31 protein-coding genes and 1 pseudogene are annotated in these 24,975 nt (G+C 71.4%); 29 read left to right on the forward strand and 3 right to left on the reverse strand.

What is annotated here, in order from left to right:
• Positions 1-16 precede the first annotated feature (16 nt).
• From QF032_RS06785 to QF032_RS06900, 24 genes are all read left to right on the forward strand, one after another.
• Positions 17-1,495 carry a phage portal protein gene (locus QF032_RS06785; protein WP_307055384.1) on the forward strand — a complete coding sequence of 493 codons (1,479 nt, stop codon included), beginning with the start codon at positions 17-19 and terminating at the stop codon, positions 1,493-1,495.
• A complete protein-coding gene (locus QF032_RS06790) occupies positions 1,492-2,457 on the forward strand; it encodes a hypothetical protein (protein WP_307055386.1) in 966 nt (321 codons plus the stop codon). The genes QF032_RS06785 and QF032_RS06790 overlap by 4 nt, the downstream gene beginning before the upstream one ends.
• A 44-nt stretch (positions 2,458-2,501) precedes the next feature.
• Entirely contained in the window at positions 2,502-3,266 is a 765-nt protein-coding gene (locus tag QF032_RS06795; RefSeq protein ID WP_307055388.1) for a hypothetical protein, read from the forward strand.
• Between the two features lie 14 nt (positions 3,267-3,280).
• The gene (locus QF032_RS06800) at positions 3,281-4,147 is read left to right on the forward strand and encodes a phage capsid protein (protein ID WP_307055390.1); all 867 of its coding nucleotides are present in this window, start codon (positions 3,281-3,283) and stop codon (positions 4,145-4,147) included.
• Entirely contained in the window at positions 4,147-4,350 is a 204-nt protein-coding gene (locus tag QF032_RS06805; RefSeq protein ID WP_307055392.1) for a hypothetical protein, read from the forward strand. Before QF032_RS06800 ends, QF032_RS06805 begins: the two co-directional genes overlap by 1 nt.
• A gap of 2 nt (positions 4,351-4,352) precedes the next feature.
• Positions 4,353-4,724 carry a hypothetical protein gene (locus tag QF032_RS06810; protein WP_307055393.1) on the forward strand — a complete coding sequence of 124 codons (372 nt, stop codon included), beginning with the start codon at positions 4,353-4,355 and terminating at the stop codon, positions 4,722-4,724.
• A gap of 1 nt (position 4,725) precedes the next feature.
• Entirely contained in the window at positions 4,726-5,205 is a 480-nt protein-coding gene (locus QF032_RS06815) for a hypothetical protein (RefSeq protein ID WP_307055395.1), read from the forward strand.
• A 19-nt stretch (positions 5,206-5,224) separates the two neighbouring features.
• Entirely contained in the window at positions 5,225-5,818 is a 594-nt protein-coding gene (locus QF032_RS06820) for a hypothetical protein (RefSeq protein WP_307055396.1), read from the forward strand.
• The gene (locus QF032_RS06825; protein ID WP_307055397.1) at positions 5,815-6,174 is read left to right on the forward strand and encodes a phage head completion protein; all 360 of its coding nucleotides are present in this window, start codon (positions 5,815-5,817) and stop codon (positions 6,172-6,174) included. The genes QF032_RS06820 and QF032_RS06825 overlap by 4 nt, the downstream gene beginning before the upstream one ends.
• On the forward strand, positions 6,174-6,512 hold the full coding sequence (locus QF032_RS06830) for a hypothetical protein (protein WP_307055399.1): 339 nt from the start codon (positions 6,174-6,176) through the stop codon (positions 6,510-6,512). The genes QF032_RS06825 and QF032_RS06830 overlap by 1 nt, the downstream gene beginning before the upstream one ends.
• The gene (locus tag QF032_RS06835; RefSeq protein ID WP_307055401.1) at positions 6,512-6,688 is read left to right on the forward strand and encodes a hypothetical protein; all 177 of its coding nucleotides are present in this window, start codon (positions 6,512-6,514) and stop codon (positions 6,686-6,688) included. The genes QF032_RS06830 and QF032_RS06835 overlap by 1 nt, the downstream gene beginning before the upstream one ends.
• A gap of 4 nt (positions 6,689-6,692) precedes the next feature.
• Positions 6,693-7,085 (forward strand): HK97-gp10 family putative phage morphogenesis protein, encoded by a 393-nt coding sequence (locus QF032_RS06840; protein WP_307055404.1) that lies wholly within the window; start codon positions 6,693-6,695, stop codon positions 7,083-7,085.
• On the forward strand, positions 7,082-7,510 hold the full coding sequence (locus tag QF032_RS06845) for a DUF3168 domain-containing protein (RefSeq protein WP_307055406.1): 429 nt from the start codon (positions 7,082-7,084) through the stop codon (positions 7,508-7,510). Before QF032_RS06840 ends, QF032_RS06845 begins: the two co-directional genes overlap by 4 nt.
• Before the next feature lie 44 nt (positions 7,511-7,554).
• Complete coding sequence (locus QF032_RS06850) at positions 7,555-7,989, forward strand: phage tail tube protein (RefSeq protein WP_307055408.1); 435 nt, start codon at positions 7,555-7,557, stop codon at positions 7,987-7,989.
• 58 nt (positions 7,990-8,047) lie between these two features.
• Complete coding sequence (locus QF032_RS06855) at positions 8,048-8,422, forward strand: hypothetical protein (protein WP_307055410.1); 375 nt, start codon at positions 8,048-8,050, stop codon at positions 8,420-8,422.
• A gap of 14 nt (positions 8,423-8,436) precedes the next feature.
• On the forward strand, positions 8,437-8,739 hold the full coding sequence (locus QF032_RS06860) for a phage tail assembly protein T (RefSeq protein ID WP_307055411.1): 303 nt from the start codon (positions 8,437-8,439) through the stop codon (positions 8,737-8,739).
• Entirely contained in the window at positions 8,708-10,309 is a 1,602-nt protein-coding gene (locus QF032_RS06865) for a hypothetical protein (RefSeq protein ID WP_307055413.1), read from the forward strand. Before QF032_RS06860 ends, QF032_RS06865 begins: the two co-directional genes overlap by 32 nt.
• 3 nt (positions 10,310-10,312) lie before the next feature.
• Positions 10,313-14,182 carry a hypothetical protein gene (locus tag QF032_RS06870; protein ID WP_307055416.1) on the forward strand — a complete coding sequence of 1,290 codons (3,870 nt, stop codon included), beginning with the start codon at positions 10,313-10,315 and terminating at the stop codon, positions 14,180-14,182.
• Positions 14,183-14,191: 9 nt separating this feature from the next.
• Entirely contained in the window at positions 14,192-14,623 is a 432-nt protein-coding gene (locus QF032_RS06875) for a hypothetical protein (RefSeq protein ID WP_307055418.1), read from the forward strand.
• A 70-nt stretch (positions 14,624-14,693) separates the two neighbouring features.
• Complete coding sequence (locus QF032_RS06880) at positions 14,694-15,782, forward strand: peptidoglycan-binding protein (RefSeq protein WP_307055420.1); 1,089 nt, start codon at positions 14,694-14,696, stop codon at positions 15,780-15,782.
• A 12-nt stretch (positions 15,783-15,794) separates the two neighbouring features.
• Positions 15,795-16,118 carry a hypothetical protein gene (locus QF032_RS06885; RefSeq protein WP_307055422.1) on the forward strand — a complete coding sequence of 108 codons (324 nt, stop codon included), beginning with the start codon at positions 15,795-15,797 and terminating at the stop codon, positions 16,116-16,118.
• 29 nt (positions 16,119-16,147) lie between these two features.
• On the forward strand, positions 16,148-16,411 hold the full coding sequence (locus QF032_RS06890; RefSeq protein ID WP_307055424.1) for a hypothetical protein: 264 nt from the start codon (positions 16,148-16,150) through the stop codon (positions 16,409-16,411).
• Entirely contained in the window at positions 16,408-17,079 is a 672-nt protein-coding gene (locus QF032_RS06895; protein ID WP_307055426.1) for a collagen-like protein, read from the forward strand. Before QF032_RS06890 ends, QF032_RS06895 begins: the two co-directional genes overlap by 4 nt.
• A gap of 139 nt (positions 17,080-17,218) precedes the next feature.
• Positions 17,219-17,695 (forward strand): hypothetical protein, encoded by a 477-nt coding sequence (locus QF032_RS06900; RefSeq protein WP_307055428.1) that lies wholly within the window; start codon positions 17,219-17,221, stop codon positions 17,693-17,695.
• On the opposite strand, the gene QF032_RS06905 is transcribed toward QF032_RS06900, so the two are convergent.
• The gene (locus QF032_RS06905) at positions 17,692-18,738 is read right to left on the reverse strand and encodes a helix-turn-helix domain-containing protein (protein WP_307055430.1); all 1,047 of its coding nucleotides are present in this window, start codon (positions 18,736-18,738) and stop codon (positions 17,692-17,694) included. The two genes, QF032_RS06900 and QF032_RS06905, sit on opposite strands and share 4 nt — an antisense overlap.
• 105 nt (positions 18,739-18,843) lie before the next feature.
• On the opposite strand from QF032_RS06905, the gene QF032_RS06910 reads away from it, so the two are divergent.
• From QF032_RS06910 to QF032_RS06920, 3 genes and pseudogenes are all read left to right on the forward strand, one after another.
• Positions 18,844-19,407 carry a hypothetical protein gene (locus QF032_RS06910; RefSeq protein WP_307055432.1) on the forward strand — a complete coding sequence of 188 codons (564 nt, stop codon included), beginning with the start codon at positions 18,844-18,846 and terminating at the stop codon, positions 19,405-19,407.
• A 106-nt stretch (positions 19,408-19,513) separates the two neighbouring features.
• Complete coding sequence (locus QF032_RS06915) at positions 19,514-20,179, forward strand: hypothetical protein (RefSeq protein WP_307055434.1); 666 nt, start codon at positions 19,514-19,516, stop codon at positions 20,177-20,179.
• Positions 20,180-20,292: 113 nt separating this feature from the next.
• Positions 20,293-20,640 (forward strand): annotated as a pseudogene (locus QF032_RS06920) (class I SAM-dependent methyltransferase); the annotation flags it as partial.
• Positions 20,641-20,716: 76 nt separating this feature from the next.
• Here QF032_RS06920 and QF032_RS06925 read toward each other — a convergent pair.
• Together QF032_RS06925 and QF032_RS06930 are read right to left on the reverse strand one after the other, a co-directional pair.
• Positions 20,717-21,091: a fic family toxin-antitoxin system, toxin component gene (locus QF032_RS06925; protein ID WP_306954376.1), complete on the reverse strand. Its 375-nt coding sequence runs from the start codon at positions 21,089-21,091 to the stop codon at positions 20,717-20,719.
• Between the two features lie 4 nt (positions 21,092-21,095).
• The gene (locus tag QF032_RS06930; RefSeq protein ID WP_306954374.1) at positions 21,096-21,338 is read right to left on the reverse strand and encodes a toxin-antitoxin system HicB family antitoxin; all 243 of its coding nucleotides are present in this window, start codon (positions 21,336-21,338) and stop codon (positions 21,096-21,098) included.
• A 141-nt stretch (positions 21,339-21,479) separates the two neighbouring features.
• Here QF032_RS06930 and QF032_RS06935 point away from each other — a divergent pair, with 141 nt between their 5' ends.
• Positions 21,480-22,349 (forward strand): ABC transporter ATP-binding protein, encoded by an 870-nt coding sequence (locus tag QF032_RS06935; RefSeq protein ID WP_307055435.1) that lies wholly within the window; start codon positions 21,480-21,482, stop codon positions 22,347-22,349.
• Positions 22,350-22,353: 4 nt separating this feature from the next.
• Positions 22,354-24,921 (forward strand): ABC transporter permease, encoded by a 2,568-nt coding sequence (locus QF032_RS06940; RefSeq protein WP_307055437.1) that lies wholly within the window; start codon positions 22,354-22,356, stop codon positions 24,919-24,921.
• Positions 24,922-24,975: the final 54 nt, after the last annotated feature.

Genomic DNA, 24,975 nt, shown 5'->3' on the forward strand with positions numbered 1-24,975 from the left:
AAAGGGGGGTGGGCTGGTGGCGACGGAAGCGCAGGCGCTGCAGCTGGTGGCTCTGCTCGAGAACGAGCTCATCCGCCGGCGCGGGCCCATCGACCGGCATAACGACTACTACCGCGGCAAGCACCCTCTGCGGTTCGCCTCGCAGGAGTTCGCCAAGTTCCACGGCGACCGCTACCGCGACTTCTCCGACAACTGGGTGCAGGTGGTCGCGGATGCTCCGGTCGAGCGGCTGACGGTCACCGGCTTCCAGGCCGAGGGCGAGGTGGAGGCGGACCGAGACCTGTGGCGGGTGTGGCAGGTCAACGGGCTCGACGCCGACAGCCAGCTCGGGTTCCTCGGCGCGGTCACCGGGTCGCGGTGCTTCGTGCTGGTGTGGGGTGACCCGGACGACCCGGACATGCCGTGCGTGACGTTCGAGGACGCCTCACAGTCGATCGTCGCCTACGAGCCGGGCTCACGCCGGCTGCGGCGGGCGGCGCTGAAGCGGTGGCAGGACGGTAACCAGGACTACGCCACGCTGTATCTGAAGACCGAGGTGTGGAAGTTCAGCCGGCCGCTGGCGCAGCAGGACAAGTCTCCGCAGATGGCCGACGTCGACGAGGAGCTGAAGCGGTGGACGCCGCGGGAACTGGGCGATGAGCCCAACCCGCAGCCCAACCCGATGGGCGTGGTGCCCATGGTGGAGCTGCCGAACAAGCCGATGCTCGTCGAGGACCCCATCAGCGACGTCGCCGGCGTCGTCGCCATGCAGGACGCGATCAACCTGGTCTGGGCTCAGCTGTTCACCGCCAGCGACGCGGCGTCGTTTCCGCAGCGCGTCATCATGGGCGCCGAGCGGCCCACGATCCCGAAGCTCAACAGCGCCGGGGAGATCGTCGGGAAGCAGCCCGTCGACCTGGACAAGTTCATGGTGGACCGGGTCGCGTGGATCACCGGCAAGGACGCCCGGATCGACTCCTGGCCGGCCGCGAACCTGGCCATGTACACGGGCATCATCGAAGTGGGAGTCGGGCACCTCGCCGCGCAGACCCGTACCCCGCAGCACTACCTGATCAGCCAGATGGCCAACATCGCCGAGGGGACGCTGCTCGCCGCCGAGACGGGTCTGGTCAAGCGGTGTGACGAGAAGATCCTCTGGTACGGGCAGGGGCTGCGCGAGGTCGCCCGGCTGATCGCGCTCGCCAAGGGCGACGACCGCAAGGCCGAGGCGCTGCGCTCCGGCCGCGTGCTGTGGGCCGACACCGAGTCGCGCTCCCATGCGCAGATGGCGGACGCGCTGCTGAAGCTGAAGCAACTCGGGTTCCCCTTCGAGTGGCTGGCCCTGCGCTACGGGCTCACACCGACCGAGGTCGCCGACGTCGTCGCGCTGCGCGAGCGTGAGGCCGAGATGGACCCGGTGGCCGAGGTCGCCCGCATCATGACCAACGGCCCCGGCCCCGCCGAGGGCGACGACCAGGGCGACGAGGAGGACCAGCCGGACGAGGAGCCGGCATGAGCCCGACACCACTCGCCGACCGGCACGCCGAGTCCCGGCTGAAGCTCGCGGCCGCCACCTCGAAGGCGGTCCGCCACATGTGGCTGCAGACCGACCGCAGCAACCTGCTGTCGTCCTGGACGGGGCTGCTCGGCGGCGTCCTGGCGGTCGTCGCCGCGAGCCAGATGAGTGCGGCGCAGGCCTCGGAACCCTGGCTCGAGCAGCTGCTCGGCAACGACCCCGGACAGCCGCAGAGCGACCGTCTCAACCCCGCCTCGCTCGTCGGCTTCGACGGCACCGGCCGCCCGCTCGGCGGCGTGCTCATGGCCCCGCTCTGGTCGGCGCTGCGCCTGGTGACCGCGGGCGCGCCGATCGTGCAGGCCATGGCCCGCGGGCAATTGCTCCTCGACGCGGTCGTGCGCACGGCGATCGCCGACACCGGGCGTGCCGCGGACTCCGTGGCGATGATCAGTCGCCCGGCCGTGACGTCGTACATCCGGGTCGTCGAGGCGGGCGCGTGCTCACGGTGCCTGATCCTCGCCGGGAAGGAGTACGGCGTGTCCACCGCGTTCGCGCGGCACCCACGCTGCCACTGCGGCATGGAGCCCGTCACCCGCGAGCACCGCCCGACACCGCAGAACCCCAAGACGGTGGTCGACGACATGAGCGCCGAGCAGCGGCGCGCCACCTTCGGCGAGGCCGGCGCAAAGGCCATCGCCGAGGGCGCCGACCCGGCGCAGGTGGTCAACGCCCGCCGCGGCATGACCTCGGCCACCGCCTACGGGCGCACGCTGCAGACCACGTCCGAGGGCGTCACCCGCCGCGGCCTGGCGGGCAAACGCCTCGGCGACTTCCAGAAGGTGCCCGGCCAGCGCCTCAGCATCGCCCAGCGGCCGCGCCTCATGCCGGAAGAGATCTTCCGCATCGCCGACGACCGGGCGCACGCCGTGCGGCTGCTGCGCCTGCACGGCTACCTGTACTGACCGCGCGCAACGCCCGGTCCCCACCCCGCAACGGGAGCACACCGATGAACCTGTTCACCCTGCCCCGCCATGCCCGCCGCCACGCGGCCGGCTGGTCCCACCCCTACCCGGCCGGCCCCTGGTCGCCCGTGTTCTACGCAGACGGCGACGACGGCCAGGACGACGACGCCGACGACGGCAAGGGCGACGACGAGGACGGCGACGGGGAGGACGACGGCAAGGGCGACGACTCCGACGACTCCGACGACTCCGACGACGGCAAGGACGGCGAGGACGACGACGACCCGGAGGGCGCCGACGAACTCGGCGACAAGGGCAAGCGCGCGCTCGCGTCCATGAAAGGCAAGTGGCGCACCGAGCGCGACAAGCGCCGCGAGCTCGAGCAGCAGCTGGCGGCCAAGGACGGCGCCGACGAGGCCGAGCAGACCCGCCGCAAGGCGGAGGCCGACGCGATCGCCAAGGCCAACGGCCGCATCCTGCGCGCCGAGATCCGAGCCGCGGCCAAGGGCCGGCTCAACGACCCCAAGGACGCTCTCACGTTCCTCGACCTCGAGCAGTTCGAGGTCGGCGAGGACGGCGAGATCGACACCGAGGAGATCGAAGAGGCCATCTCCGATCTCCTCAAGAACAAGCCCTACCTGGCAGCCGCAACGGCGAAGAGGTTCCAGGGCACCGGCGACGGCGGAGCGGCGCGCAAGGCGTCCCGGCCCAAGCAGCTCAGCCGAGCAGACCTGAAGACCATGACCGCCGAGCAGATCGACAAGGCCACCAACGAGGGCCGCCTCGACGACGTGCTCAACGGCAAATAGCCAGGAGGTATCCCATGACCGTCCGGAACTTCGTTCCCGAGATCTGGAGCAGCAAGCTCCTCGTCGCGACCCGCAAGGCCCTGGTGTACGCGGCGCCCAACGTCGTGAACCGCGACTACGAGGGCGAGATCAGCGAGGCGGGTGACACCGTCCGCATCACGTCGGTGTCCCGGCCGGCGATCGGCACCTACGTCCCGGGCACGACGACGATCACCCCGGAGAAGCTGACCACCGGTCAGCGCACGCTCGTCGTCGACCAGTCGAAATACTGGGCGTTCAGCATCGACGACGTCGACAAGCGGCAGGCGAAGTCCAACCTGATCCCGCAGGCCATGAGCGAGGCCGCCTACGGCCTGGCCGACGTCATCGACCAGTACGTCGCCGGGCTGTACACGCAGATCCAGGCGTCGAACTTCCTCAACGTGGTCGGCTCGCCGATCGACACGTACACCGCGCCCACGGACTTCTACAACAAGATCCTCGTGCCGCTGCGTACGAAGCTCACCAAGTCCGACGTGCCGACGTCGGGCCGGTACGTGATCGTCCCGCCGGACGGCTACGCGTCCCTGCTGCTCGACGACCGGTTCATCAAGGCCGACAACGCCGGCACCGACGCGGGCCTGCGCAACGGGCTCGTCGGCCGCGCGGCCGGATTCGACATCTACGAGTCGAACAACTGCCCCGTCCCGACCGGCGACACCACCGTCGTCCTGGCCGGGGTGAAGGAGGCCATCACCTTCGCCGAGCAGATCAACAAGACCGAGGCATACCGCCCCGAGTCGTCCTTCAGCGACGCCGTGAAGGGCCTGGCCCTGTACGGGGCGAAGGTCATCCGCCCGGACCACCTGGCCGCCGCGTTCATCAACCCCACGGCCGCCTGATGCCGAACTGGGTGAAGACGACGAGCAACAGCGGCGGCCGCATCAACCTGGACCAGACGTTCTCGCTGCTCATCACGGGCAGCACCACGTTCTCAGTCACGGCGCGCGCCGTAGACGGGTCTGCGGGCGTCGTCGCGCAGGATCTTTCGTCGGTTCAGGCCGCCGAAGACTTCATCGACAACCTCCTCCTGAACGGGAGCTGACCATGGCCACGACCCAGCTGAGCTACACCAGCCTTCCGCCCAACAGCGGTGTGGTGAACCCGACCGGCACGACCCTCGTGGCCGCGCCGACCAACGACATGCAGCTCGCCAACGCAGAGGCGGAGAAGACCGTCCTGCGCGTCACGAACACCGACGACGACACGGCCCTGACCATCACGGTCAAGGCCGGCGACAACCCGCCCGCGATCGCGGCCGGGCAGGGAGACCTCGCCGTCTCCGTCGCGTTCGGCACCACGCACTTCATCGGCCCGTTCGAGTCCGGCCGGTTCATCCAGTCCGACGGCTCGCTGATGATCACGTCGTCGACGACGACGGGGACCATCGCCGCCCTCAAGGTCCCGAGGAACACCTGACATGGCCGAGACGATCTACGTGCGCGGGGAGGGCGGGGCCGTCATCGCGATGGACCTGCCCCTGCCCGAGGGCATCCAGGAGCGCCTCGACCGCGGCGCGATCCAGCGGGTCAACGCGGACGGCTCCCCGCACTACGCCGCACCCGCGCGGGCGCCTGCGCCGGCGGCCGCCGTCCCGCAGGGCAGCGCGCTGACCCAGGGCATCGTCCCGCGCCCGGGCGCACGGGCGAACAAGGACGACTGGGTGCTGTGGGCCATGGCCGTGCACGCCGTCCCCGAGGCGGACGCCGAGGCGATGACCAAGACGCAGCTGCAGGAGCTGCCCGAGCATCCCGCCCCGGCCGCGCGCCCGGGCGACGGGCGGCCGGACGAGAGCGCCGACAAGTCGGCCTGGATCGACTACACGGTCAAGGCCGGCCGCATGTCCCGCGAGGACGCCGAGGCGTACACGAAGGACGACCTGATCGCCCTGTTCGCCTGAGCCACGGAAAGGGGGCGTCATGGCGCTCGCCGCTCTGGCGACCACGGCCGACCTCGCCGCGCGCGGGCTGACCGTGAGCGTCGAGGAGACCACGGTCGCCGAGACCTATCTCGACGTCGCATCGACCGCCGTGCGCGAGGCGGCCGGCGTGCCCATCTCGCAGACCGCGTCCACGGTCACCCTGGAAGGGCCGGCCTCCGAGTGGCTGACGCTGCCTGGGCCGCCGATCATCTCGGTGGCCTCGGTGGCGGTCGACGGCGAGGCGGTCACCGACTGGCGGCTGAGCTCACACCGCCTGTGGCGGGCGTGCGGCTGGTCGCCAGGCTGCGGGCCCGCCGAGGTCGAGGTGACCCAGACGCACGGCCTGGCCGACGTGCCCGCGGACATCGTCGACCTGGTCTGTCGGATCACGGGGACGGCGCTGGCCGACTACCGGGCCGACAGCGAGGGCGCGGGCGTGGCCGCCGGCGACGTCCGCGCCGAACGGATCGGGGACTACTCCGTCACCTACGGCGGTGAAGGGCTGATCACGTCCATGGAGCTGCCCGCCTACCTGCGCGAGCGGCTCGCCGCCCGCTTCGGCGGCGGCGCCGCACTGCTGAGGCTGCGGTGAGGGGCCGCCCGAGCATCGGCCGCTACCTGAACCGCACGCTCACTGTGTGGCGGCCGCAGACCGCCGAGGACGGCCACGGCGGACAGAGCACCGTACTGGTCGAGGTGGGCGGCGTGCGGGCGAAGGTCGACCAGCCCTCGCCGACCGAGCGCATGGTGGCCGCCTCGACGAGCTCGCGCCACTCGCACGACGTGTACCTGCTGCCGAGCGCGGACGTGCGCCGCGGCGACGAGCTGCGCGGCACCGACGCGCTGGGCACCGACCAGGTGTTCCGCGTGCAGGCGGTCGTGCAGCCGTCAACGCCCGTGTACTCCAAGGCTCTCGTCGAGCTGATCCAGACAGAAGGACAACGCTGATGGCTGACCTCTCCACCACCAAGATCACCGTAGCGGCGGGCAACCTCGACCTGGCGGCCGCGGCCACCGCCGCGGCCGCGGGAGGCGACACCGCGCTCGTCGGCCCGAACCGCTTCCTGTACGTGAACAACGGCAGCGGCGGATCGATCACGGTCACGGTCGCCACCCCGGGCTCGGCGTCCGGCTTCGCGATCGCCGACGGCGCCTATGCCGTCGCCGCGGGGAAGACCGCGATCATCCCGCTGACCAACGTCTTCCGCGGGTCGACAGGCAGGGCGGCGATCACCTACAGCGCCGTCACCTCCCTCACCGTCCGCCCGTTCGAGCTGGGCACCTGATGGCCACCCCCCAGCGGCCGCCGATGCCGCAGATCGAGCCGCAGGAATGCCGGGCCCGCGCCGAAGAGACCCTCCTCGACGGCGCCAGAGCGGACGAGTCGCGGGCTCTCGCATGGGCACTGCTCGCCGTCGCCGGCGAACTGCACGAGATCCGCCGACAGCGCGGGAGGAGGTGACCTGGTGGCTCGCCGCTCCCGTGCACCCGTCACGATCACCGGCCTGGATCGGCTGCGCAAGCGCCTGCAGGACCTGCCCGACGAGATCGAGGCCGGGCTCGTCAAAGCCGTGCAGGAGTCGGCCGAAGCCGTCCGTGACGACGTCAGGCGCACCGTGCCCGTCGACGCCCGCGGCGATGACGGCCACCACCTCCGGGACTCTGTCGCCATCCGCTACCGGGAGGGCGGCCTGGTCGCAGAGGTCGGCTGGTTCGACCCGGACGACTCCTACGCCACCTATCTCGAGTACGGCACCCGCCGCCGGCCCGCGCAGCCGTCGCTGGTCCCGGCCTTCGAGCGCGAGCGCCGGCAGTACGAGGCCCGGCTGACGGAAGAGGTACGGAGGGTGCTGCGGTGACCTCGCCCGTGCCCGACCTGGCGGCGCTGCCCGTCCGTGACGCCGTCCGCACCGTGCTCCTGGCCGACGCCCTGCTGGCGGGCATGCTGCAGGGCGTCCTCGACGCCGTCCCGGAGGGCCAGCCCTTCCCATACATCCACCTCGGCGACGTCGTCGAGACGCCCGCCGACGCGCACGACCGGTTCGGCAGCGAGACGCTGCTGACCCTGCACGTGTGGTCGAAGTACCGCGGCTACGCGGAGGCCCTGACGATCGCCGCGCGCGTGCGCCAGGTCCTCGACCACGCTCCGCTGACGATCCCCGGGCACCGGTGGACATGGACGCGGTTCGTGTCCCTGCAGACCCTGACCGACCCCGAGCCCCCGGGCGACATCCGGCATGTGCCGATGACGTTCCGCATCGGCACCGAGGCCGACCCCGCATAGACCCGCTCACCCCGGCCCCGGCCGGATCCAGCAAGGAGGAAGCCATGGCCGGCCTTGACGCCTTCGGCACGCAACTCAAGCGCGACACGACGGGCAGCGGCTCGTTCACCGCCGTCGCCAACGTCTCGGACGTCTCCGGGCCGTCGAGGTCGCGTGAGGCCATCGAGGTGACCGCCCACGACTCCCCCGACCAGTACCGGGAGTTCGTCAAGGGCCTCAAGGACGGCGGGGAGGTTGAGATCACCATCAACTACGACCCCGCCGCCACGACCCACCAGGCGCTCGACGACGACTTCGAGGAGGACGACCTTCGCGACTACCAGGTCGTCATCCTGCCGGGCAAGGCGGCCGAGCACACATGGGACTTCACCGCCCTGATCACCGATCTCGGGGACGAGTTCCCGCACGACGACAAGATGGAGCGCAGCGTCACGTTCAAGATCTCCGGCAAGCCGTCGCTGACCGCGACAGGCGCCTGACGGGAAGGGGGAGGAACACACCGTGGCACTGCTGACGAGAGCTCAGATTAACGACGCCGTGGACCGCAAGTGGGAGGACGTGCCCGTGCCCGAATGGGGCGAGGGCGCGCAGGTCCGTCTCATGGAGCTGTCCGCCGCCGACCGGGGATACATCGAGGCCGGCTCCGTCGTGGCCCAGGGGCAGAACCCCCAGCTCAAGGTGGAGTCCCTCAAGGTCTACCGGCAAAAGCTCGTCGCGTTCGCCCTGGTCGACGAGAAGTTCGAGCGGCTGTACTCCAACAAGGAGATCAGCGAGCTGGACAAGAAGTCCGGAGCGGTGATCGAGCGGCTGGCGGCCAAGGTCCAGGAGCTGTCGGGTATGGGCCGGTTCGCCGTGAAGGAAGCCGAGGGAAACTCCGACGCCGCCCCGAGCGGCTCTTCCGCTTCCGGCTAGCGGAACACCTCGGGATGACGGTGGCCGACCTGGACTCGCGGCTGGGCTCGGCCGAGCTGACCGAGTGGATGGCGCTCGAGAGGATCACCGGCCCGCTCGGCAGACGCCGGCAGGACATCCAGGCGGCCACCATCGCGGCCACCATCGCCAACGCCAACCGGGGCAAGGGCGGCAAGAAATTCCTGGTGTCCGACTTCCTGCTGCCCTACGGGGCGGAGCAGAAAGGCCCCGAGGAACTGCTCGCGAAGATCCGCGGCATCAACCAGTCGATGGGAGGCGAAGAGCATGGGCCAGCCGGCGGACGAGGTGAAAATTGAGATCGCCGCGGACATGGGCAACACGTCCGCAACGCTCGACGACGCGGCCAACAGCCTCGACAAAATCGACGACGCAGCCACGTCTGCCAGCGACGGCCTCGGTCAGGCGGACACGGAGTCCGGCGGCCTCGCCGGCAGCATGGACAAGGTCGGCGCCGCATCGCTCGGGGCCGCCGCCGCGTTCGCCAGCATGGGCGACATCGTCGACAGCGCGGTTGATCTGTGGAACACCGGAGAGCAGCGGGCCGACGACCTCGCGCGTGCACAGAACGACGTCGCCCAGGCCGCGCTCGATGTCAAGCAGGCCAACGTCGACATGCGGCAGTCGCAGATCGATGCGAACCAGGCTCAGCAGGACGGCACCCAGGCGGGCATCGACCTCAAGCAGGCCCTCCTCGACCAGAAGACCGCGCAGAAGGACTACAACGACGCGGTCAAGGAGTTCGGCCCGAAGTCGCTGGAGGCTCAGCAGGCGCAGATCGACCTGGCGCAGGCGGACGCCGACGCCAAGCAGGCCAAGCTGGACGGCAAGCAGGCGACCGAGGACTACAGCCAGGCCCAGGTCGACGGCAAGCAGGCGGTCATCGACGCCAGCAACGCGCAGCTGGACCTCAACGAGGCGCAGCGCGCCCAGGTCGGTGCGGGCGTCATGGGCTCCTGGCTGGGCGTCGTCTCGCAGGTCGGCACGGCGCTGTTCGGGCTGATCGGCACGTTCGCGCTGTTCGGGGCCGAGACCGTCGCCACCGCGGCGACCGCGGTCGGATCGGCCGTCGCCACGGCCGCGGCGTGGGTGGGCGGCTGGATCGCCATGGCCGCCTCCGCCACGCTGAGCGCGATCACCATGGCGGCCGCGTGGCTGCTCTCCATCTGGCCGATCGCCCTGATCATCGCCGCCGTCATCGGTGTCGCGGCGGTCATCGTGGCCAACTGGGACACGATCAGAGACGCCACGGTCAGGATCTGGGGCGCGGTGTGGACGTGGCTTCAGGGGCTGTGGAGCGACATCGTGTCCGGCCTCAGTACGGCCTTCGGCGTCATCAAGAGCATCTTCTTCACGTTCCATCCGCTGGGAATCATCATCGCGAACTGGGGCGGGATCACCGGCTGGATCAGCCAGACGTGGAAGGCGGCCGGCGACGCCGTGTCCGCCGGCGTGCGCCGCATCGGCGGCTTCCTCGGCGGCATGTGGAACGGCATCACCGCGGGACTGCGCGGAGCCCTCAACGGGGCGATCGGGCTCATCAACAGCGCCATCGGCGGCATCAACAGCCTGATCTCGGGCGCCAACCGGGTGCCGGGCGTGAGCATCCCGCACATCCCCACGATCCCCTACCTCGCCGAGGGCGGCATCACTACCGGCCCCACCATGGCCATGATCGGCGAGGGTCCCGAGCAGGAAGCCGTGCTCCCCCTGAGCAAGCTGCAGGGCCTGCTGAACAAGTCTTCCGGCGGTGTGAGCCGGGTCGTGATCGGCTTCGACAACCCGGCCGGCGACCCGTTCATCACGTTCCTGCAGGAGATCACCCGCACCAAGGGCGGGGGCTCCATCGTCCAACTCGCAGAAGGGTGACCCATGGTCTCGTGGCCGCCGCAGCGCATCGGCGAGGCGTACATCGACGGGCAGTGGGTGAGCATGCCCCTGCGCGAGTCGACGCAGGTGACCATCACCCGCGGCATCGGATCCGAGGGCAGCTCGGCACGCCCGGGCAGCATGACCGTGAAGGTCAACGACCCCGACGCGGTGTACAGCCCGCGCAACGTCGAGAGCGACCTGTACGGCAAGTTCGGCCGCGGCACCCCCTTCCGCTTCCGCGTCGGCGACGTCCCCGCCACGCCGGCCGCGACCATGACGGACACGTTCGCCCGCACCGCGTCCAACGGCTGGGGCAGCGCCGACAGCGGGCAGACGTGGACGATCTACGACCCCGTAGGGGTGTCCCCGCCCGCGTCCGAGTACTCCGTGTCCGGCGGGGCCGCCAAGGTCACCACGTCCACCTACAACAGCGCCCGCTACATCACCACCAACGGCGCATCGTTCGGCGACTTCGAGGCCACCTTCACCATCGCCACCGACACCGTCCCCGTCGACAGCAGCGCCGAGGAAGGCGTCGCCTTCCCCGTCCTCCTGCGCGTCAACCGGACCGCCACGACGCTCTACATCGTCGAGATCAACCTGCTCAACAACACCGGCCTCCCGGACAACGCGGGCCTGCGGGTGCTGCTCCTGGGCTCCCGCTTCGACTCCCTCAGCGCCGGTGCTCCGGTCGCCAACCACCGGCAGATCCCGTCCCTGAGCTACGCGGCCGGCAGCCGGCTGCGGGTGCGGGTGCGCTGCGAGGGGCCGGAGCTGCGCGCGCGGGTGTGGCCGGACGGCGAGGCCGAGCCGGGGCACTGGCACTGGCAGGGCTACGACGACACCTACACGGCCGGTGAGTTCGGCCTCGGCGCTTCCGTGCGCGGCGACGACACGCCCGTGCCCGTCACCGCGTCCTGGACCGACCTGACCATCCGCCCGCTGTCGGCGGCCGCCGACGCCGTGCGCATCAGCGGCGAGGTCGCCGCCGTTGACCCCTACGAGCCCGAGTCAGGCCCCGCGTCGGGCTACGTCGACCTGGACGTAGCCGGCGTGCTGCGCCGCTACGACGGCCCGAGCAAACCGATCAAGTCGGCGCTGCGGCGGCGCCTGCAGAACTACGGGCCGGTGGCCTACTGGGCGTTCGAGGAAGGCGCCCAGGGCGACACCTACGTCGCCCAGGTCGGCGCGCAGTCCGCCGTCGGGCCGCTGCGCGTGTCGGGCCTGGACTTCGCCAAGGACACCACCCTCGTCGGCAGCGGACCGCTGCCCACGGTGCAGGCGGGCGGGCGGCTGCTGGCGTCCGGCATCACGGGCATGACGACGGGCTACTGGTCGGTCTACCTGATGGTCAAGCTCACCTCGAGCGGCTTCCCCACCGACGCGTCCAAGCACCAGATCCTGCGGTTCGCCACCGCCAACACGACCCTCACGCTGTCCGCGCAGCTGTCGGGAGGCCAGCACTACCTGATGCTGGACGCGGTCGCCGCCGACGGCACTGCCCTCGGCGTCACCGCCGGCGTCAGCCACGAGAGCATGGTCGCGGCCGGCCGGCTCGGCCTCCTCGACCGGTGGCAGCAGGTGAAGATCTACGCCGAGCCGTCCGGCGCGAACACCGCCTTCGTGCTGGCGCTCCTGGACCCCGACACCCTCGGGCTCACCAGCTCGGTCGGCGCGGTCGCGGTCAGCGCGGACCGCGTGCGCTCCATCACCACGACGTTCGGGACCGGCGTCAAGGGCATGGGCATCGGCCACCTCACCATCTGGGGCATCGCCTTCAACTCGGCGTACACGTCCCTGACGACGTCGGCCGGCCCGGCCGTAGCTTTCGAGCTCGGCGCGCCCGGGCTGAAGGCGCGTGACTGGATGACCCTGCTCTCCTGCGACCAGGCCGCAGCCCTTGAGGCCTACGGCCCGGGCGAGACCGTGCTGGGGCCGTTCCCCGAGGGCAACTTCGTGTCCCTCGTGCGGGCGGCCGCCGACACCGATATGGGCCTCCTCGTCGAGCGGCGTGACCAGCTCGCCCTGCAGTACATCAGCCGCCAGTCCCTCTACAACCGGCCTGTCGACCTCGTCCTCGACTACTCCAGCGGCATGGTGTTTGCGCCGTTCCAGCCGAAGGACGACGACAAAGCCCTCTTCAACCAGGTCACCGCCAGGCGTGCGAGCGGCAGCGAGGCCACCGCCGAGCTCACCGAGGGCCCGCTGTCCACGCAGGCCCCGCCGGACGGCATCGGCATCAGCGACACCTCGGCCGACACCATCGTGCAGAGCGACGACCAGCTGCCCCACCAGGCCGGCTGGCGGCTGCACCTGGGCACGTGGGACGAGATGCGGGTCGCCAGCCTCACGCTGACGATGGCCAACGAGCGCCTGCGCGGCCTCCTCGACACGGTCCTCGCACTGCGTGAGGGCTCGCGCATCCGGGTCGTCAACACGCCGAAGCGGTACGGGCCCGACGGCTTCGACCTGCTGGTGCGCGGCATGAAGGAGACGCACGCCGAGGGCGTCTTCGACGTCACCCTCAACTGCGTGCCCTACGGGCCGTACACGGTCGGCGCGGTCGCCGTCTACGAGGACTTCGAAGACACCACCTACGCCGTCTCGTTCACCAACGGCGGCAACGCCTCCTGGGCGAGGTCGAGTGCCCACTTCAACAACGGCGGCTGGTCGCTGCGCTCCGGCTCGATCAGCAACAACCAGACCAGCGACTGGATCGTCAGCGTGCCGGCCGGGTCGACGGAGATGCGGTTCTGGTACTGGACGAGCAGCGAGGCCAGCGGCCCCGGCTTCGAGGGCGACCGGCTCCTGGTCCTCGTCGACGGGGCGCAGGTGCTGCGCGCGCAGGGCACCACCGGGTGGACGCAGAAGATCGTGTCGCTCGCCGGGGCCAGCACGGTGACCTTCCGGTACGCGAAGGACAACTCCTCGACGTCCGGCGAGGACGCCGTGCACATCGACGACCTGTCCTTCACCGGCCTGGCGCCGGTGAAGGCGGACACGGCCGGCTGCGAGGTCTACGCCGCGGCGTCGAGCACCGCGACCGCGCTGAGCGTGGTCACCACGCAGGGCCCGATCTGGACGCGGGACCCGGTCCAGCTCCCGGTCAACCTGAAGGTGGGCGGCGAGGAGGTGCAGGCAACGGCGATCGCCGGCTGGGCCACAGACGCGTTCGGCCGCACCGTGGCGAACGGCTGGGGCAGCGCCGACACCGGGCAGGCCTGGACCGTCGTCGGCGGCGCCGGCGCATCCGACTTCGCCGTCGGCTCCGGCTACGGCTCACACCTGCTCGGCACCGTCGACGTCTCCCGCCGCTGCAGCATCGACCACACCCACCCCGACGTCGACGTCGTCGTCTCCGTCACCACCTCGGCGACCGCCACCGGAGGCTCCCTCTACGGCGGGCCCGTGGGCCGGTACATCGACAGCTCGAACTTGTACCACGCGCGGGTCGAGTTCACGACGGGCAACGCGGTCAACCTGGACCTGCGCAGGCGGGCCGTCGCCTCCGAGACGTCGCTCGGCACGTATGCGAGCGGCATCACGCACGTCGCCGGCACCTACGTGCGGGTGCGCCTGCAGGTCCAGGGCAGCAGGGTGCGCGCGAAACTCTGGGCGGCCTCGGCCACCGAGCCCGAGGCCTGGCACGTCGACATCATCGACACCGCCCTCACCACGTCGAACTTCGTGGGCTGCCGCTCCATCACCGCCGCCGGTAATACCAACGTCAGCCCGGTCGTGCGCTACGACCTCTTCGAGGTCCTCAACCCGCAAGTCATCACGGCCACCAGGTCCGTCAACGGGGCCGTCAAGGCACAGACCGCGGGCACGGCCGTGAGCCTGGCCCGACCCGCCATCGCCGCACTGTAAGGAGCATCCATGGGGTTCCTGGCCGGTGACACGCTCACCGCGGAACGTCTCAACAGGCTGCGCACCAAGACCGACGGGGCGATCGGGTCCAGCGTCGTCGCCGCCTCCTCGACCAACGCAGACGTTCCGTCCGCCACGGTCACCATGACCACCGAGACCGCGGCCGACTACAAGGTCATCTGCGTGTGGGACTTCGTCGCGACCGGAGCGCCGGCGGCGTCATCGAACGGCCGCCTGGTGATCGACGGTGTCTCACAGAGCCCGCTCGCGGTGTTCAACGCCAGCGGCGCTGGCGACCGGGACACGATCACCCAGGTGTACGAGGGCACCCTGAGCGCGGCCGGCAGCCACACCTTCAAGCTCATCGCGAGCACGTCGACCGTCACCACGGTGCAGGGCGTGAACTCCTCCGTCACGGTCGACATCAAGGAGATCGTCTGACCGGTCCCCGCCACACCCACTCCAGTCCCGCGCCGCCGGCACGGGGCTTTCTCTATGCCCTGGAGGGCTCATGAAGCTGATCGTCAGATCGGCCTGGGGGGCGCGCCCGTCCCGCTACGACCTGGTCTACATCGCCGGCACCGAGGGCGTGAAGATCCATTACGAGGGGACCTACGTCCCCAAGTCGCTCGCGGCCGCGGACGCGCACGGCTCCTGCCCCGGCCACGTGCGCGACATCCAGGCCAGCCACCTCGCCAACACCAAGGAGGACTACAGCGACATCGCCTACAACGCGATGGTCTGCCCGCACGGCAGCGTCTTCGAGGGGCGAGGGCTACACCGCAAGACGGGCGCGAACGGCAACCAGCCGCTGAACGCCAAGGACTACGCGGTGTGCGCGATGCTCGGCGACTCCGGTCTCGTGCAGCCGACGAACGCGATGCTCGACGGCCTGGTCGACGCCGTCCAGTGGCTGCGGTCCGGGGGCGGTGCGGGCGGCGAGATCCTCGGGCACCGTGACGGGTACGCGACCTCGTGCCCGGGCGACCCGCTGTACGCGTGGGTGAAGGCCGGCGCGCACCGGCCGGACGGGACGCCCCCCGGCGGTGCGGGTGGCGGGTCGTCGATCGCCCGCTACCAGGTCGTCATCAACGAGCTGGCGTACGGGTACGGCGCGGAGGGCGCGCACGTCACCGCCGTCGGGCGGGCGCTCGTCGCCGCAGGGTTCGGCCGGCACTACACCGAGGGGCCCGGGCCGCGGTGGACCGACGCAGACACCAGGTGCTTCTCGGACTTCCAGGTGAGCCTCGGCTACCGGGGCACGGCCCCGCATGAGGACGCCGACGGCGTGCCCGGCCCGGTCAGCCTGCAGAAGCTCCTCGGTCACCTCCCCGGCAAGGCCCCGTCGAAGGTGCCGGTGTTTCCCGGACGGTCCGCGTTCGTCCTGGGCAAGTCGAACCCGGCCGTCACGACCTTGGACGGCGGCCTGGTCCGGAAGGGCTACGCCCGCCACCACGCAGGCGCGACCTACACGCCGGGACCGCTGTTCAGCGAGAACACCCGCCTGAACGTGGCCGACTTCCAGCGCGCCACCCCGGCTCTCGCCGGCGACGCGGACGGCTACCCGGGCCCGCTCACCTGGAAGCTCCTCCTCTCCTGAAAGGTCTGGCCCATGCCCAGCAACCTGTTCGTCTCGATGATGCGGACGTTCGTCCCGATCGTCGCCGCCCTCGTCCTCAGCTGGACCGGACGCCTGGGGATCCCGGTCGACAGCAACGCCGCGGCGAGCGCTGTGGCGCTCGGTCTCGCCGCCGTCTACTACCTGGTCTTCCGGGGGCTGGAGTGGCTGGCCGCGCGCTTGTCCTGGGCGCCGTTGCAACGCGCCGCCGGCATCTTCCTCGGCTGGGCTCAGCCGCCGGTGTACGGCGGCAAGGACGACGACGTCCGTGCTGCGCTGAAGCGGGCGGAGAACGGGGGCGGGGGCAGCGCCTCCTGACGTCCCACGGCACGACCTGAGGAGCCACCTTGGACGCGACCACCCTCGGAACCCTGCTCGTCGGTGTGGGGGCGGTGGTCGGTGCGGTGGTGACGTACCTCGGTAAGCGGTCCGAGACTGCCCTGACCGGTTACAGCTCGCTCACCACCGACCTGCAGGAAGAGCGGGACCGGCTCGACCGCAAGGTGAGCGAGCTGAACGCCGAGCTCGCCCAGCAGGCGGCGCTGCGGGCCGCAGACCAGGCGGAGATAGCCCGGCTCCGCGCCCAGATCCCACCCGGAGGAACCCCGTGACCCGTACCGAACGGGCACTGGCCCGACGCTGGCGTCCGCTGACGCTGCTGTGCTGGCTGATCGCGCTGTCCGGCGCGGTCATCATCATCTGGGCGCGCATCGACGCCGAGACGTCCCGCGCCGACGAGCTGGCCGCGGAGGCCGACCGGCGGGGCCAGGCCGTCAGCACGCTCGCCACGGACGTACGGCAGTTGCGCACGCAGGTGTCGGGGGAGGGGCAGACGCCTGTCGCTCCGGACCCGTCCGACGCAGTCGACGACCTGCCCGCGCGGGCCGAGGTGCCCGTGCCGATCCCGGGCCCCAAGGGCGACCCGGGACGCCCGGGCAAGGACGGCGAGCCGGGCACCGCCGGGCCAACCGGCGCGCCCGGAGCGGCGGGCCGGGACGGGGCTCCCGGCACCGACGGCGCGCAAGGCCCGCAGGGGGAACCGGGACCGGCGGGCGAGCAGGGGCCGGCGGGTGAGCAGGGGGCGCGCGGCGAGACGGGCCCTCGCGGCGAGCAGGGACCACCCGGGCCTCCGTGCCCCGCCGGCTACAGCCTGCAGACACCCGCCTGGGATCCGGACGCGCTGGTCTGCCGCCGCGACGACGCCCCCGACCCGGGCGGCAGCACACCATCGGCGCCGCTCGCCGCCGGCCTCGACCCCACACGCCGCCAGTACCCATGACAGACGCCCCCTGTACGGCCCCATACGGGCCGTGCAGGGGGCTTTCTCGCGTTCGGTGCGTTGCTGTCGGCAGGGGCCGCTATCCTCGTGGCACACGCCCCCGAGGCCCGACACCCGGGGGCGTCGTGCTGTCGAGATCATGGAAGCTGGAGTCATGGCGCGCTGGAGTCTGCAGTATTACCTCGGCACGCCGGCGCGCCCGCGGTCCGTTGACGTCGAGCTCGACGACATCCTCGGCGAGGGCATCGCCGCGGCGCACGAGTACGTCCGCAAGGTGAGCGACGGTGCCGGCACTCTGCGGGAGGCCGTGCTCCTGGTCGACGAGGAGCCCGCCGAGGACCCGCTGGACGGCGGCCCCACGATCCCGCTGTGGATCACGTACGTGCCGTACCGGCCGGAGGCGGACCCGGATGCCGACGAGGCTGAGGCCGAGCCTCCTCGCCGCGAGGTGTTCCACCTGCCCGCCCGGCTCTTCGAGACGAGGGTGAACGCCAAGGGTGTCGCCTCCTACGACAGCCCGGCGCTGGGGTACCTGCAGCTGGCGATCCGCCAGCGTCTGGCCGACGGACGTGAAGGCACCATCCGCAGCGTGGATCTCAAGGAGACCGCGGACTAGGACCGCCTCGCGGCGTCGTCCAGCCGCGCCTGGTAGTAGGCGTGATCCCGTGGGAAGGCCACGAGCGACGGCAGCGCAGTCCGGAAACCGTCGGCGGCATCCCGCCACCGCTGGCATGCGTACGCGGCATCGGCGACCTGCAGCCTGGCGCGCGTCGGGTCGAGCCAGTACAGCCAGCCCGGACGCTCCTCCTCGGCCGGCACCCGCAGCGCCAGCTTGCAGGCCTCCTCGGCGAGCCGGCTGGCCCGGTCCCGCTCGCCGACCTGCGCGGCCGCCATGGCCTCTTGGTGCACCGCGGCAGCCTCGGCTGCAGGGGACAGGGTGCGGGGGCCCACGTAGCGCGCGGCCTCGGCGGTGCGTAGGGCTCGGACCGGGTCTCCGTGGCTCAGGGAGTAGTAGGCGCGGATGCGCTGCGCCCAGGACGCCATGTCGGCATGGCCGCCGTCGACGGCCCAGCCGTGTGCGAGGTCGATCCATGCCAGCGCCGGCCCGCGCTGCTCGGACTGCCAGGCCACCCAGGACAGCCAGTGCGCGTGCTCGGCGGCGAGCAGCATGAGCCGGTCTGCAGCGGCCCCGGCCGCATGGGGGATGAGCCCGGTCACCGCGTCGAGCTGCTGGCGCACGATGCCCCACAGCGCTGTGCCGAGGACCTCGTCCTCTGCGCGCCGGTGCTGGGCGAGCACGCGGGCGATCCAGTCGGCGGTGCGCAGGTCGGCGCGGCCTGCCGAGTGGGCGTGGGCGATGCGTTCACGCAGCTCGGCCTGTGGCGCCCACGCATCGGGCCCCTGTGGTCTCGGGACCCCGGTCAGTTCTTCCGGCACGTGCAGCCCTTCGGTGATGCGGGCCATGAGCTCGGCTGAGGTGACCTGCCGGCGGCCCGATTCGATCGCGGAGATGTGGGGCTGCGGCATGCCCACGATCGGCTCGAGGCCCCGCTGAGAGAGGCCTGCGGCGCGCCGGTATTCGCGGAGGATGGCAGCCCAGTCCTGGCGTGCCCAAGCGGCACGGAGACGGACATCTGCCCAGACTTCCCGACTAGCCATAAGGGGACGATACGCCGGGCGATACACAGTGTGTATCGGATCGCTCACGGATCTTGCCGACCATGACGACTCAGCCATCCCGAGTCGGGTCGGAAGGAAAGAACGATGCCCCACCACGCACCGTCGTTGATGCAGACGGACCCCTGCACAGACCCCGAAGAGACAGCTGCGGACTGGCTGCTGAAGACGCTGCCCGAGCAGGCCCACGCCCGCATCCTCTCGCTGTGGCAGCGCAAGCTGACGGCCATGCTGCCGCTCGGCGAGGGGCTGTCCGCGGTGAGGATCCCGAGCGCGCCGCTCCGTACGCTGACGGGTCAGCCCGAAACGCCGTCCGCCGCCATCGACGAGTACCTCGCGCGCGCCCTCGAGGGCGGCCCCGTCATCTGCGACCCCGCCAGCCTGCACTACTACGTCATCATCCCGTCAGGCCTGCCCGCCGCCTGGCACCGGGCCGCCGCCGCCTGGCGGGAGCTCGGCATCATCTACCAGGGCGACGGCTCATGGGTGGGCGTGCCCGGTCCGGCGCGCGACGCCCTCGATCCGGACACCTACAGCCTGTACTGGGCGGTGCCTGTGGCCGACCCGCCGGCGCCGTGCGACCCGTCCCTGATGGCCCGCCTCGGTGCTGACCTGTACCGCGCCGTCACCCACCGGGAGCCGCCGCGATGAGCCGACGACGGATCGACTGGCGCGCCGTGACCTACCTCGCGGTGCTGCTCGTCCTGGGGGTCGCGCTGGTGTGGGGGATCCTCAACTGCGGATGCCCGGAGGGGGCATGAGGAGGCCGCTGCAGTGGCAGGGCGTTCAGGTGCCGTGGATCACTCCCTGGTCCAGCGAAGGACGCCCCGTAGCCGAGCTCGTGATCAGACACGGCATGGGCGGCGTCGGGCTGGGCTATGCGGATGAGGCCGACACCGACCGTCGCTGCGACGTCCTGTGGGTGCGTCACGCTGCCACGCCCGGCGTTGGCCGTCCTGATCTCCGCAGCATGCACCCGCTGCGCCAGAGACAGGCGATGGTGCACATGCTGTGCCAGGTCTGTGGCACGACCGTCCTGACCCTGGCGGACGAGCGCACCCTGTTCCTCATGCACTCCCGGGTCGGCATGCCGATTCGGGAGGGGGAAGTCACGGCCGTCCCGCCCGTGCACCCGGACTGTGCTCGACGAGCCATTGCTGAATGCCCGCACCTGCGGAGAGGGTGGGTCGCTGCCCACGTACTCAGCGCGCCTCTGTGGGGAGTCGCTGGCGTCGCCTACGAGCCCCGCACTCTCACGCCACTGCCCGGGCCGGACGAGGACGGCGGCGGCCTGGAGCACGTGCCGTACGCGGACTCAGAGGGGCTCCGATGGATTCTCGCCGCCCGGCTACTCGTGAGCCTGCACGGCATCGAGCTCGTCGACGTCGACGAGCTCGCCAGCCGACACCCCGCCCACCGGTAGCGCAGGCCCTCGTTCTCCGCTCCCGGCCCGAGCGCCGGCCAGGCCGGTAGCGGACCGTCGGCTGCCCTGCGCCCCCGAGTAGGGCAGCCGACACCCAACAGGGGTATTGCTCATCCTTCGACGCGGCCGTGCTGTCGCTGGTGCTGTGCAGTGTGCGGGACGTGCCGCGGGCCCTGGCCGAGCTGCGGCGGGTGCTGCGGCCCGGCGGCGAGGTGCGGTTCCTCGAGCACGGGCCGGGTGGCGGCCCCGCCATGCGGTTCGCCCAGCGCGCGCTGGACCGTACGGTGTGGCCGCACCTGGCCGGCGGCTGCCGGCTCACCCGGGACACGGTCGGCGCGCTGCGCGAGGCCCGCTTCGAGCTGGGCCCCTACCGGCGGATGCGGCTGCCGGAGAACGGGCCGCGGCTGCCGTTCTCCTACTGCGTGACGGGGACCGCGTGGCGGCCCGGAGCGCCCGGCTGAGGCCCGGCCCGCTCGATCGCCCTCCGCGTCACGGGCGGAATCCGTCGCTCGGTCACCCGACGGCTCACGGGCTGCGTCACCCGCTCCACTCCCGCAGCTCCCGCGCGATGTCGGCCACGGACGCCTCTCCGTTCTTCACCAGCCGGGCCAGGTCACGGACCTGTTCCGGCGAGGTGACCACCTTCAGGCCGCTGGCCACGAGGTAGGCGTAGGCGACCGCACAGGCGAAGAGCGCGTTGGAGCGTTCCAGGGCCGGGACGTGGATGAGGAGCTGGAGCAGTGCCGCGGCGCGGGCCGCCGGGTCGTCGTAGACGGGGACGTCGAATATCTCCGCCTGATGGCGTGCCACGGCCGCGACCAGCGCGCCCCAGTCGGTGACCTGAGGGTCTCCCGGGGTTTTCTGTTCGGCGAGCATGAGGAGCCAGGCGAGGTCGATGCTGAGGTCGCTCAAGGGTTCAGCGGCGACCTTCGCGCGTGCCGCCCTCGCGCTCGGCGCCGAACTCCTCGGCGAAGAGCGCCTCGTACTGCTTCATGAAGTCACCGGCGGCCTCGACGAACGTATGGCCGACCTCTCCGGCATCCTGTCTGACCAGCTCTTCTATATAGCGGTTGACGCTCATGCCGCGGGCGGTGGCGCGCTCGCGGGCGACCTGGGCCGTGCCCTCGTCGACGCGCACGTTCAGCTGGGTCTTCGCCATACCTCGAAGCTAGCGCCGATGTGCTAGCACGGCAAGGGCGGGCCGGAATCGAAAAGTGATACCGGCTGTGCGGCGCATCACACTACGCTCGGCCGGGCGGTTCACCGACCAGGAGCACGATCACCGAGCGAGGAGGCAGCCTTGTCCACACCTGCTGCGCAGCACGCCCCCGGTCCGGCCCCGGCCGACGGGGTCGCGGCGCGGGCCCGAGGTCTGACCAAGGCGTACGGCTCAGGCGAGACGGCGGTGATCGCCCTCGACTCGGTGGACGTGGACATCGCCCGCGGCCGCTTCACCGCCGTCATGGGACCGTCCGGCTCCGGGAAGTCCACGCTGATGCACTGTCTGGCCGGCCTCGACACCGTCTCGGCCGGTCAGGTGTGGCTCGGCGGCACCGAGATCACCGGGCTGAAGGAACGGGAGCTGACCCGGCTCAGGCGGGACCGGATCGGGTTCATGTTCCAGTCGTTCAACCTGATCCCGACGCTGAACGCGGTCGAGAACATCACCCTGCCCATGGACATCGCGGGCCACAAGCCCGACCAGAAGTGGCTGGACCAGGTGATCGACACGCTCGGCCTGCGGGACCGGCTCGGGCACCGGCCCGCCCAGCTCTCCGGCGGACAGCAGCAGCGGGTGGCCTGCGCCCGGGCGCTCGCCTCCCGTCCCGAGCTGATCTTCGCCGACGAGCCCACCGGAAACCTCGACTCCCGGGCCGGGCTCGAGGTTCTCGCGTTCCTGCGGCAGGCCGTCGACGACCTCGGTCAGACGGTCGTCATGGTCACCCACGACCCGGGCGCCGCCGCCCACTCCGACCTGGTGCTCTTCCTGGCGGACGGCCGGTTGGTGGACCGGATGGAACAGCCTTCGGCGGACGCCGTGCTGGAACGCATGAAGCGCTTCGACGTGGGCCGCGCCCCTCGGGCGGGCGGCCCCCTCGACGGTACGGCCGACGACGCGTCCGAGGGCAGGGCCGAAGGCCCTCTCGCCGGCGCCCCCGAGGAGGACTGACCCGGTGCTGAAGGCGACCCTCAGAAGTTTCCTGGCGCACAAGGGGCGGCTGCTGCTGTCCGCCCTCGCCGTCGTCCTGTCGGTGGCGTTCGTGGCCGGCAGCCTGATCTTCTCCGACACGGTGACGCGCACTTTCGACCGGCTCTTCGCGTCCACGTCGGCGGACGTGACGGTGGAACCCGCCGACGACCTGAGCTCCTCCGTGCCGACCGGCGCGGTCCAGACCGTCCCCGCATCCCTCGCCGGCCGGCTGGCCCGGGTCGAGGGGGTCGCGTCCACCCACGCGGACGTGAGCGTTCAGAACATCACCGTCGTCGACGGCGACAACGAGTCGGTCGGTCCGACCACCGGCGCGCCCACCGTGGCCACCGACTGGTACGTCACCGACCGCAGCCCGGTGAAGCTGACCTCCGGACACGCCCCACGCGGCGCCGCCGAGGCCATGCTCGACGCCGACACCGCCGACAAGAAGCACGTGCGGATCGGCGACACCCTGACGGTGATGGCCCAGCCTGGCTCGTTCAAGGTGAAGGTCGTCGGGATCGCCACCTTCACCACCACCAACCCCGGCGCGGCCCTGGTCTACCTCGACCCGCGCACCGCCGCCGCCCAGCTCCTCGGGTCGGCGGACAAGGCGACCGCCATCTCCGTCGACGCGGCCCCGGGGGTGAACGACGCGGTGCTCGAGCGGCGCGTCTCCGCCGCGCTCGGCGCGGGGCGGTACGACGTGCAGACCGCCGAGGAGCGGGCGAAGTCGTCGGCCGAGGCCCTGGGCGGATTCCTCGACGTCATCAAGTACGTGATGCTCGGCTTCGCCGGGATCGCCGTCCTGGTCGGCGTGTTCCTCATCGTCAACACGTTCTCCATGCTGATCGCCCAGCGCACCCGTGAGCTGGGCCTGCTGCGCGCCCTGGGCGCCGACCGCCGCCAGGTGCGGCGCTCGGTCCTCACCGAGGCGGTGCTGCTCGGGCTCGTCGGCTCCACGCTCGGGCTGGCCGCGGGCATCGGTCTCGCGGCCGGGCTGATCAAGCTCATGGGCGCGTTCGGCATGAACCTCAAGACCACCGAGATGGTCGTCGGCTGGGCGACTCCGGTGTCGGCGTACGTCGTCGGCGTCGGCGTCACCTTCGTCGCCGCGTATCTCCCGGCCCGCCGTGCGGCCGGCGTGTCCCCGATGGCGGCCCTCGCGGACGCGGACATCGCGGGAGTGGGCCGCCCGCTGAAGACACGCGCCGTGGTCGGCGCGGTCGTCGGCGCGCTGGGCGTGGCCGCGCTCGCCGGCTGCGCGGCCTCGTCGACGACGTCGTCCGCGGCGTCCCTGCTGGGCCTGGGCGTCGTCCTCACCCTGGTCGCCACCGTCATCGCGGGCCCGCTCCTGGTCCGCCCGGTGATCCGGGTCCTCGGCGGCGCCTTCCCCGCGCTGTTCGGCTCCGTCGGCCGGATGAGCCAGCGCAACGCGCTGCGCAACCCGCGCCGCACGGGAGCCACCGCCGCCGCGCTGATGGTGGGCCTCGCGCTGGTGGGCGGGATGTCCGTGGCGAGCGCCTCGATGTCCAAGTCGTTCGACCAGCAGATCGACAAAACGCTCGGCGCCGACTTCGTCGTCCAGAACGCCAACTTCACGCCGTTCTCCCAGGAGGTCACGGACGCGGTGCGCGGCACCGAGGGCGTCGGCCTCGTGGTGCGGCAGCGGTTCGCCCCGCTCGCCGTGCGGCTGCCCGACGGCAAGCGCGTCGAGACGACCGCCGCCGGCTACGACGACCGGGTCGACGACGTGGCGCACATCCCCTACGCCGAGGGGAACACGGCGGCCGCGCTGGCCGACGGCGCGCTCGGCATGGACGTCGACTTCGCGAAGGAGCACGGCGTGCGGCTGGGCAGCGTGCTGCCGGTGGAGTTCCCCGGCGGCCGGACGACGTCGCTGAAGGTCGGCGCGCTCACCGACCAGGAGACGGGTGACGGCTTCGGCATGCAGGGCGGGCTGTTCCTCGGCATCGCCGCCGTCGAGAAGTACGTGCCCGGCGGGCAGGACTCCGCCCTGTACGTGAACGCCGGCTCCGGCACGAGCGGCGAGCAGCTGCGCCCCCGGCTGGAGAAGACGCTGGACGCGTATCCGCAGGTCCAGGCGCGCGACCAGGCCGACTACAAGAAGCTGGTGCACGACCAGATCGCCGTACTGCTGTACCTGGTCTACGCGCTGCTCGGGCTGGCCATCGTCATCGCGGTGCTCGGCGTGGTCAACACGCTGGCGCTGTCGGTGGTGGAGCGGACCCGGGAGATCGGGCTGCTGCGCGCCATCGGGCTCGGCCGGCGGCAGCTGCGCCGGATGATCCGGCTGGAGTCGGTGGTGATCGCGGTGTTCGGCGCGGTGCTGGGGCTCGCGCTCGGACTGGTCTGGGGCGTGTGCATCCAGCAGGTGCTGGAGTTGCAGGGGATGAAGGCCTTCGCCGTTCCGTGGGGCACGATCGTCGCGGTGGTCGTCGGCTCGGCGGTCGTCGGCGTCGTGGCGGCGATGCTGCCGGCCCTGCGGGCGTCCCGGATGAACGTGCTGGCGGCGATCGCGCACGAGTGACGCCGCGGGCCGCCCCGGAGCGCGTCCGGATCCTGGAATCCCGGGTCCGGGCGC

This window comes from Streptomyces achromogenes (assembly GCF_030816715.1).
Taxonomy (GTDB): Bacteria; Actinomycetota; Actinomycetes; order Streptomycetales; family Streptomycetaceae; genus Streptomyces; species Streptomyces achromogenes_A.

Bases quoted from the DNA above. Each gene is read 5' to 3' on its own strand.
- QF032_RS06795 (WP_307055388.1), top strand. From the start codon at position 2,502: ATGAACCTGTTCACCCTGCCCCGCCATGCCCGCCGCCACGCGGCCGGC.
- QF032_RS06930 (WP_306954374.1), bottom strand. From the start codon at position 21,338: ATGGCGAAGACCCAGCTGAACGTGCGCGTCGACGAGGGCACGGCCCAG.
- QF032_RS06875 (WP_307055418.1), top strand. From the start codon at position 14,192: ATGGGGTTCCTGGCCGGTGACACGCTCACCGCGGAACGTCTCAACAGG.
- QF032_RS06915 (WP_307055434.1), top strand. From the start codon at position 19,514: ATGAGGAGGCCGCTGCAGTGGCAGGGCGTTCAGGTGCCGTGGATCACT.
- QF032_RS06870 (WP_307055416.1), top strand. From the start codon at position 10,313: ATGGTCTCGTGGCCGCCGCAGCGCATCGGCGAGGCGTACATCGACGGG.
- QF032_RS06905 (WP_307055430.1), bottom strand. From the start codon at position 18,738: ATGGCTAGTCGGGAAGTCTGGGCAGATGTCCGTCTCCGTGCCGCTTGG.
- QF032_RS06805 (WP_307055392.1), top strand. From the start codon at position 4,147: ATGCCGAACTGGGTGAAGACGACGAGCAACAGCGGCGGCCGCATCAAC.
- QF032_RS06830 (WP_307055399.1), top strand. From the start codon at position 6,174: ATGGCTGACCTCTCCACCACCAAGATCACCGTAGCGGCGGGCAACCTC.
- QF032_RS06810 (WP_307055393.1), top strand. From the start codon at position 4,353: ATGGCCACGACCCAGCTGAGCTACACCAGCCTTCCGCCCAACAGCGGT.
- QF032_RS06880 (WP_307055420.1), top strand. From the start codon at position 14,694: ATGAAGCTGATCGTCAGATCGGCCTGGGGGGCGCGCCCGTCCCGCTAC.
- QF032_RS06850 (WP_307055408.1), top strand. From the start codon at position 7,555: ATGGCCGGCCTTGACGCCTTCGGCACGCAACTCAAGCGCGACACGACG.
- QF032_RS06800 (WP_307055390.1), top strand. From the start codon at position 3,281: ATGACCGTCCGGAACTTCGTTCCCGAGATCTGGAGCAGCAAGCTCCTC.
- QF032_RS06860 (WP_307055411.1), top strand. From the start codon at position 8,437: ATGACGGTGGCCGACCTGGACTCGCGGCTGGGCTCGGCCGAGCTGACC.
- QF032_RS06900 (WP_307055428.1), top strand. From the start codon at position 17,219: ATGGAAGCTGGAGTCATGGCGCGCTGGAGTCTGCAGTATTACCTCGGC.
- QF032_RS06835 (WP_307055401.1), top strand. From the start codon at position 6,512: ATGGCCACCCCCCAGCGGCCGCCGATGCCGCAGATCGAGCCGCAGGAA.
- QF032_RS06790 (WP_307055386.1), top strand. From the start codon at position 1,492: ATGAGCCCGACACCACTCGCCGACCGGCACGCCGAGTCCCGGCTGAAG.
- QF032_RS06815 (WP_307055395.1), top strand. From the start codon at position 4,726: ATGGCCGAGACGATCTACGTGCGCGGGGAGGGCGGGGCCGTCATCGCG.
- QF032_RS06820 (WP_307055396.1), top strand. From the start codon at position 5,225: ATGGCGCTCGCCGCTCTGGCGACCACGGCCGACCTCGCCGCGCGCGGG.
- QF032_RS06865 (WP_307055413.1), top strand. From the start codon at position 8,708: ATGGGCCAGCCGGCGGACGAGGTGAAAATTGAGATCGCCGCGGACATG.
- QF032_RS06885 (WP_307055422.1), top strand. From the start codon at position 15,795: ATGCCCAGCAACCTGTTCGTCTCGATGATGCGGACGTTCGTCCCGATC.
- QF032_RS06910 (WP_307055432.1), top strand. From the start codon at position 18,844: ATGCCCCACCACGCACCGTCGTTGATGCAGACGGACCCCTGCACAGAC.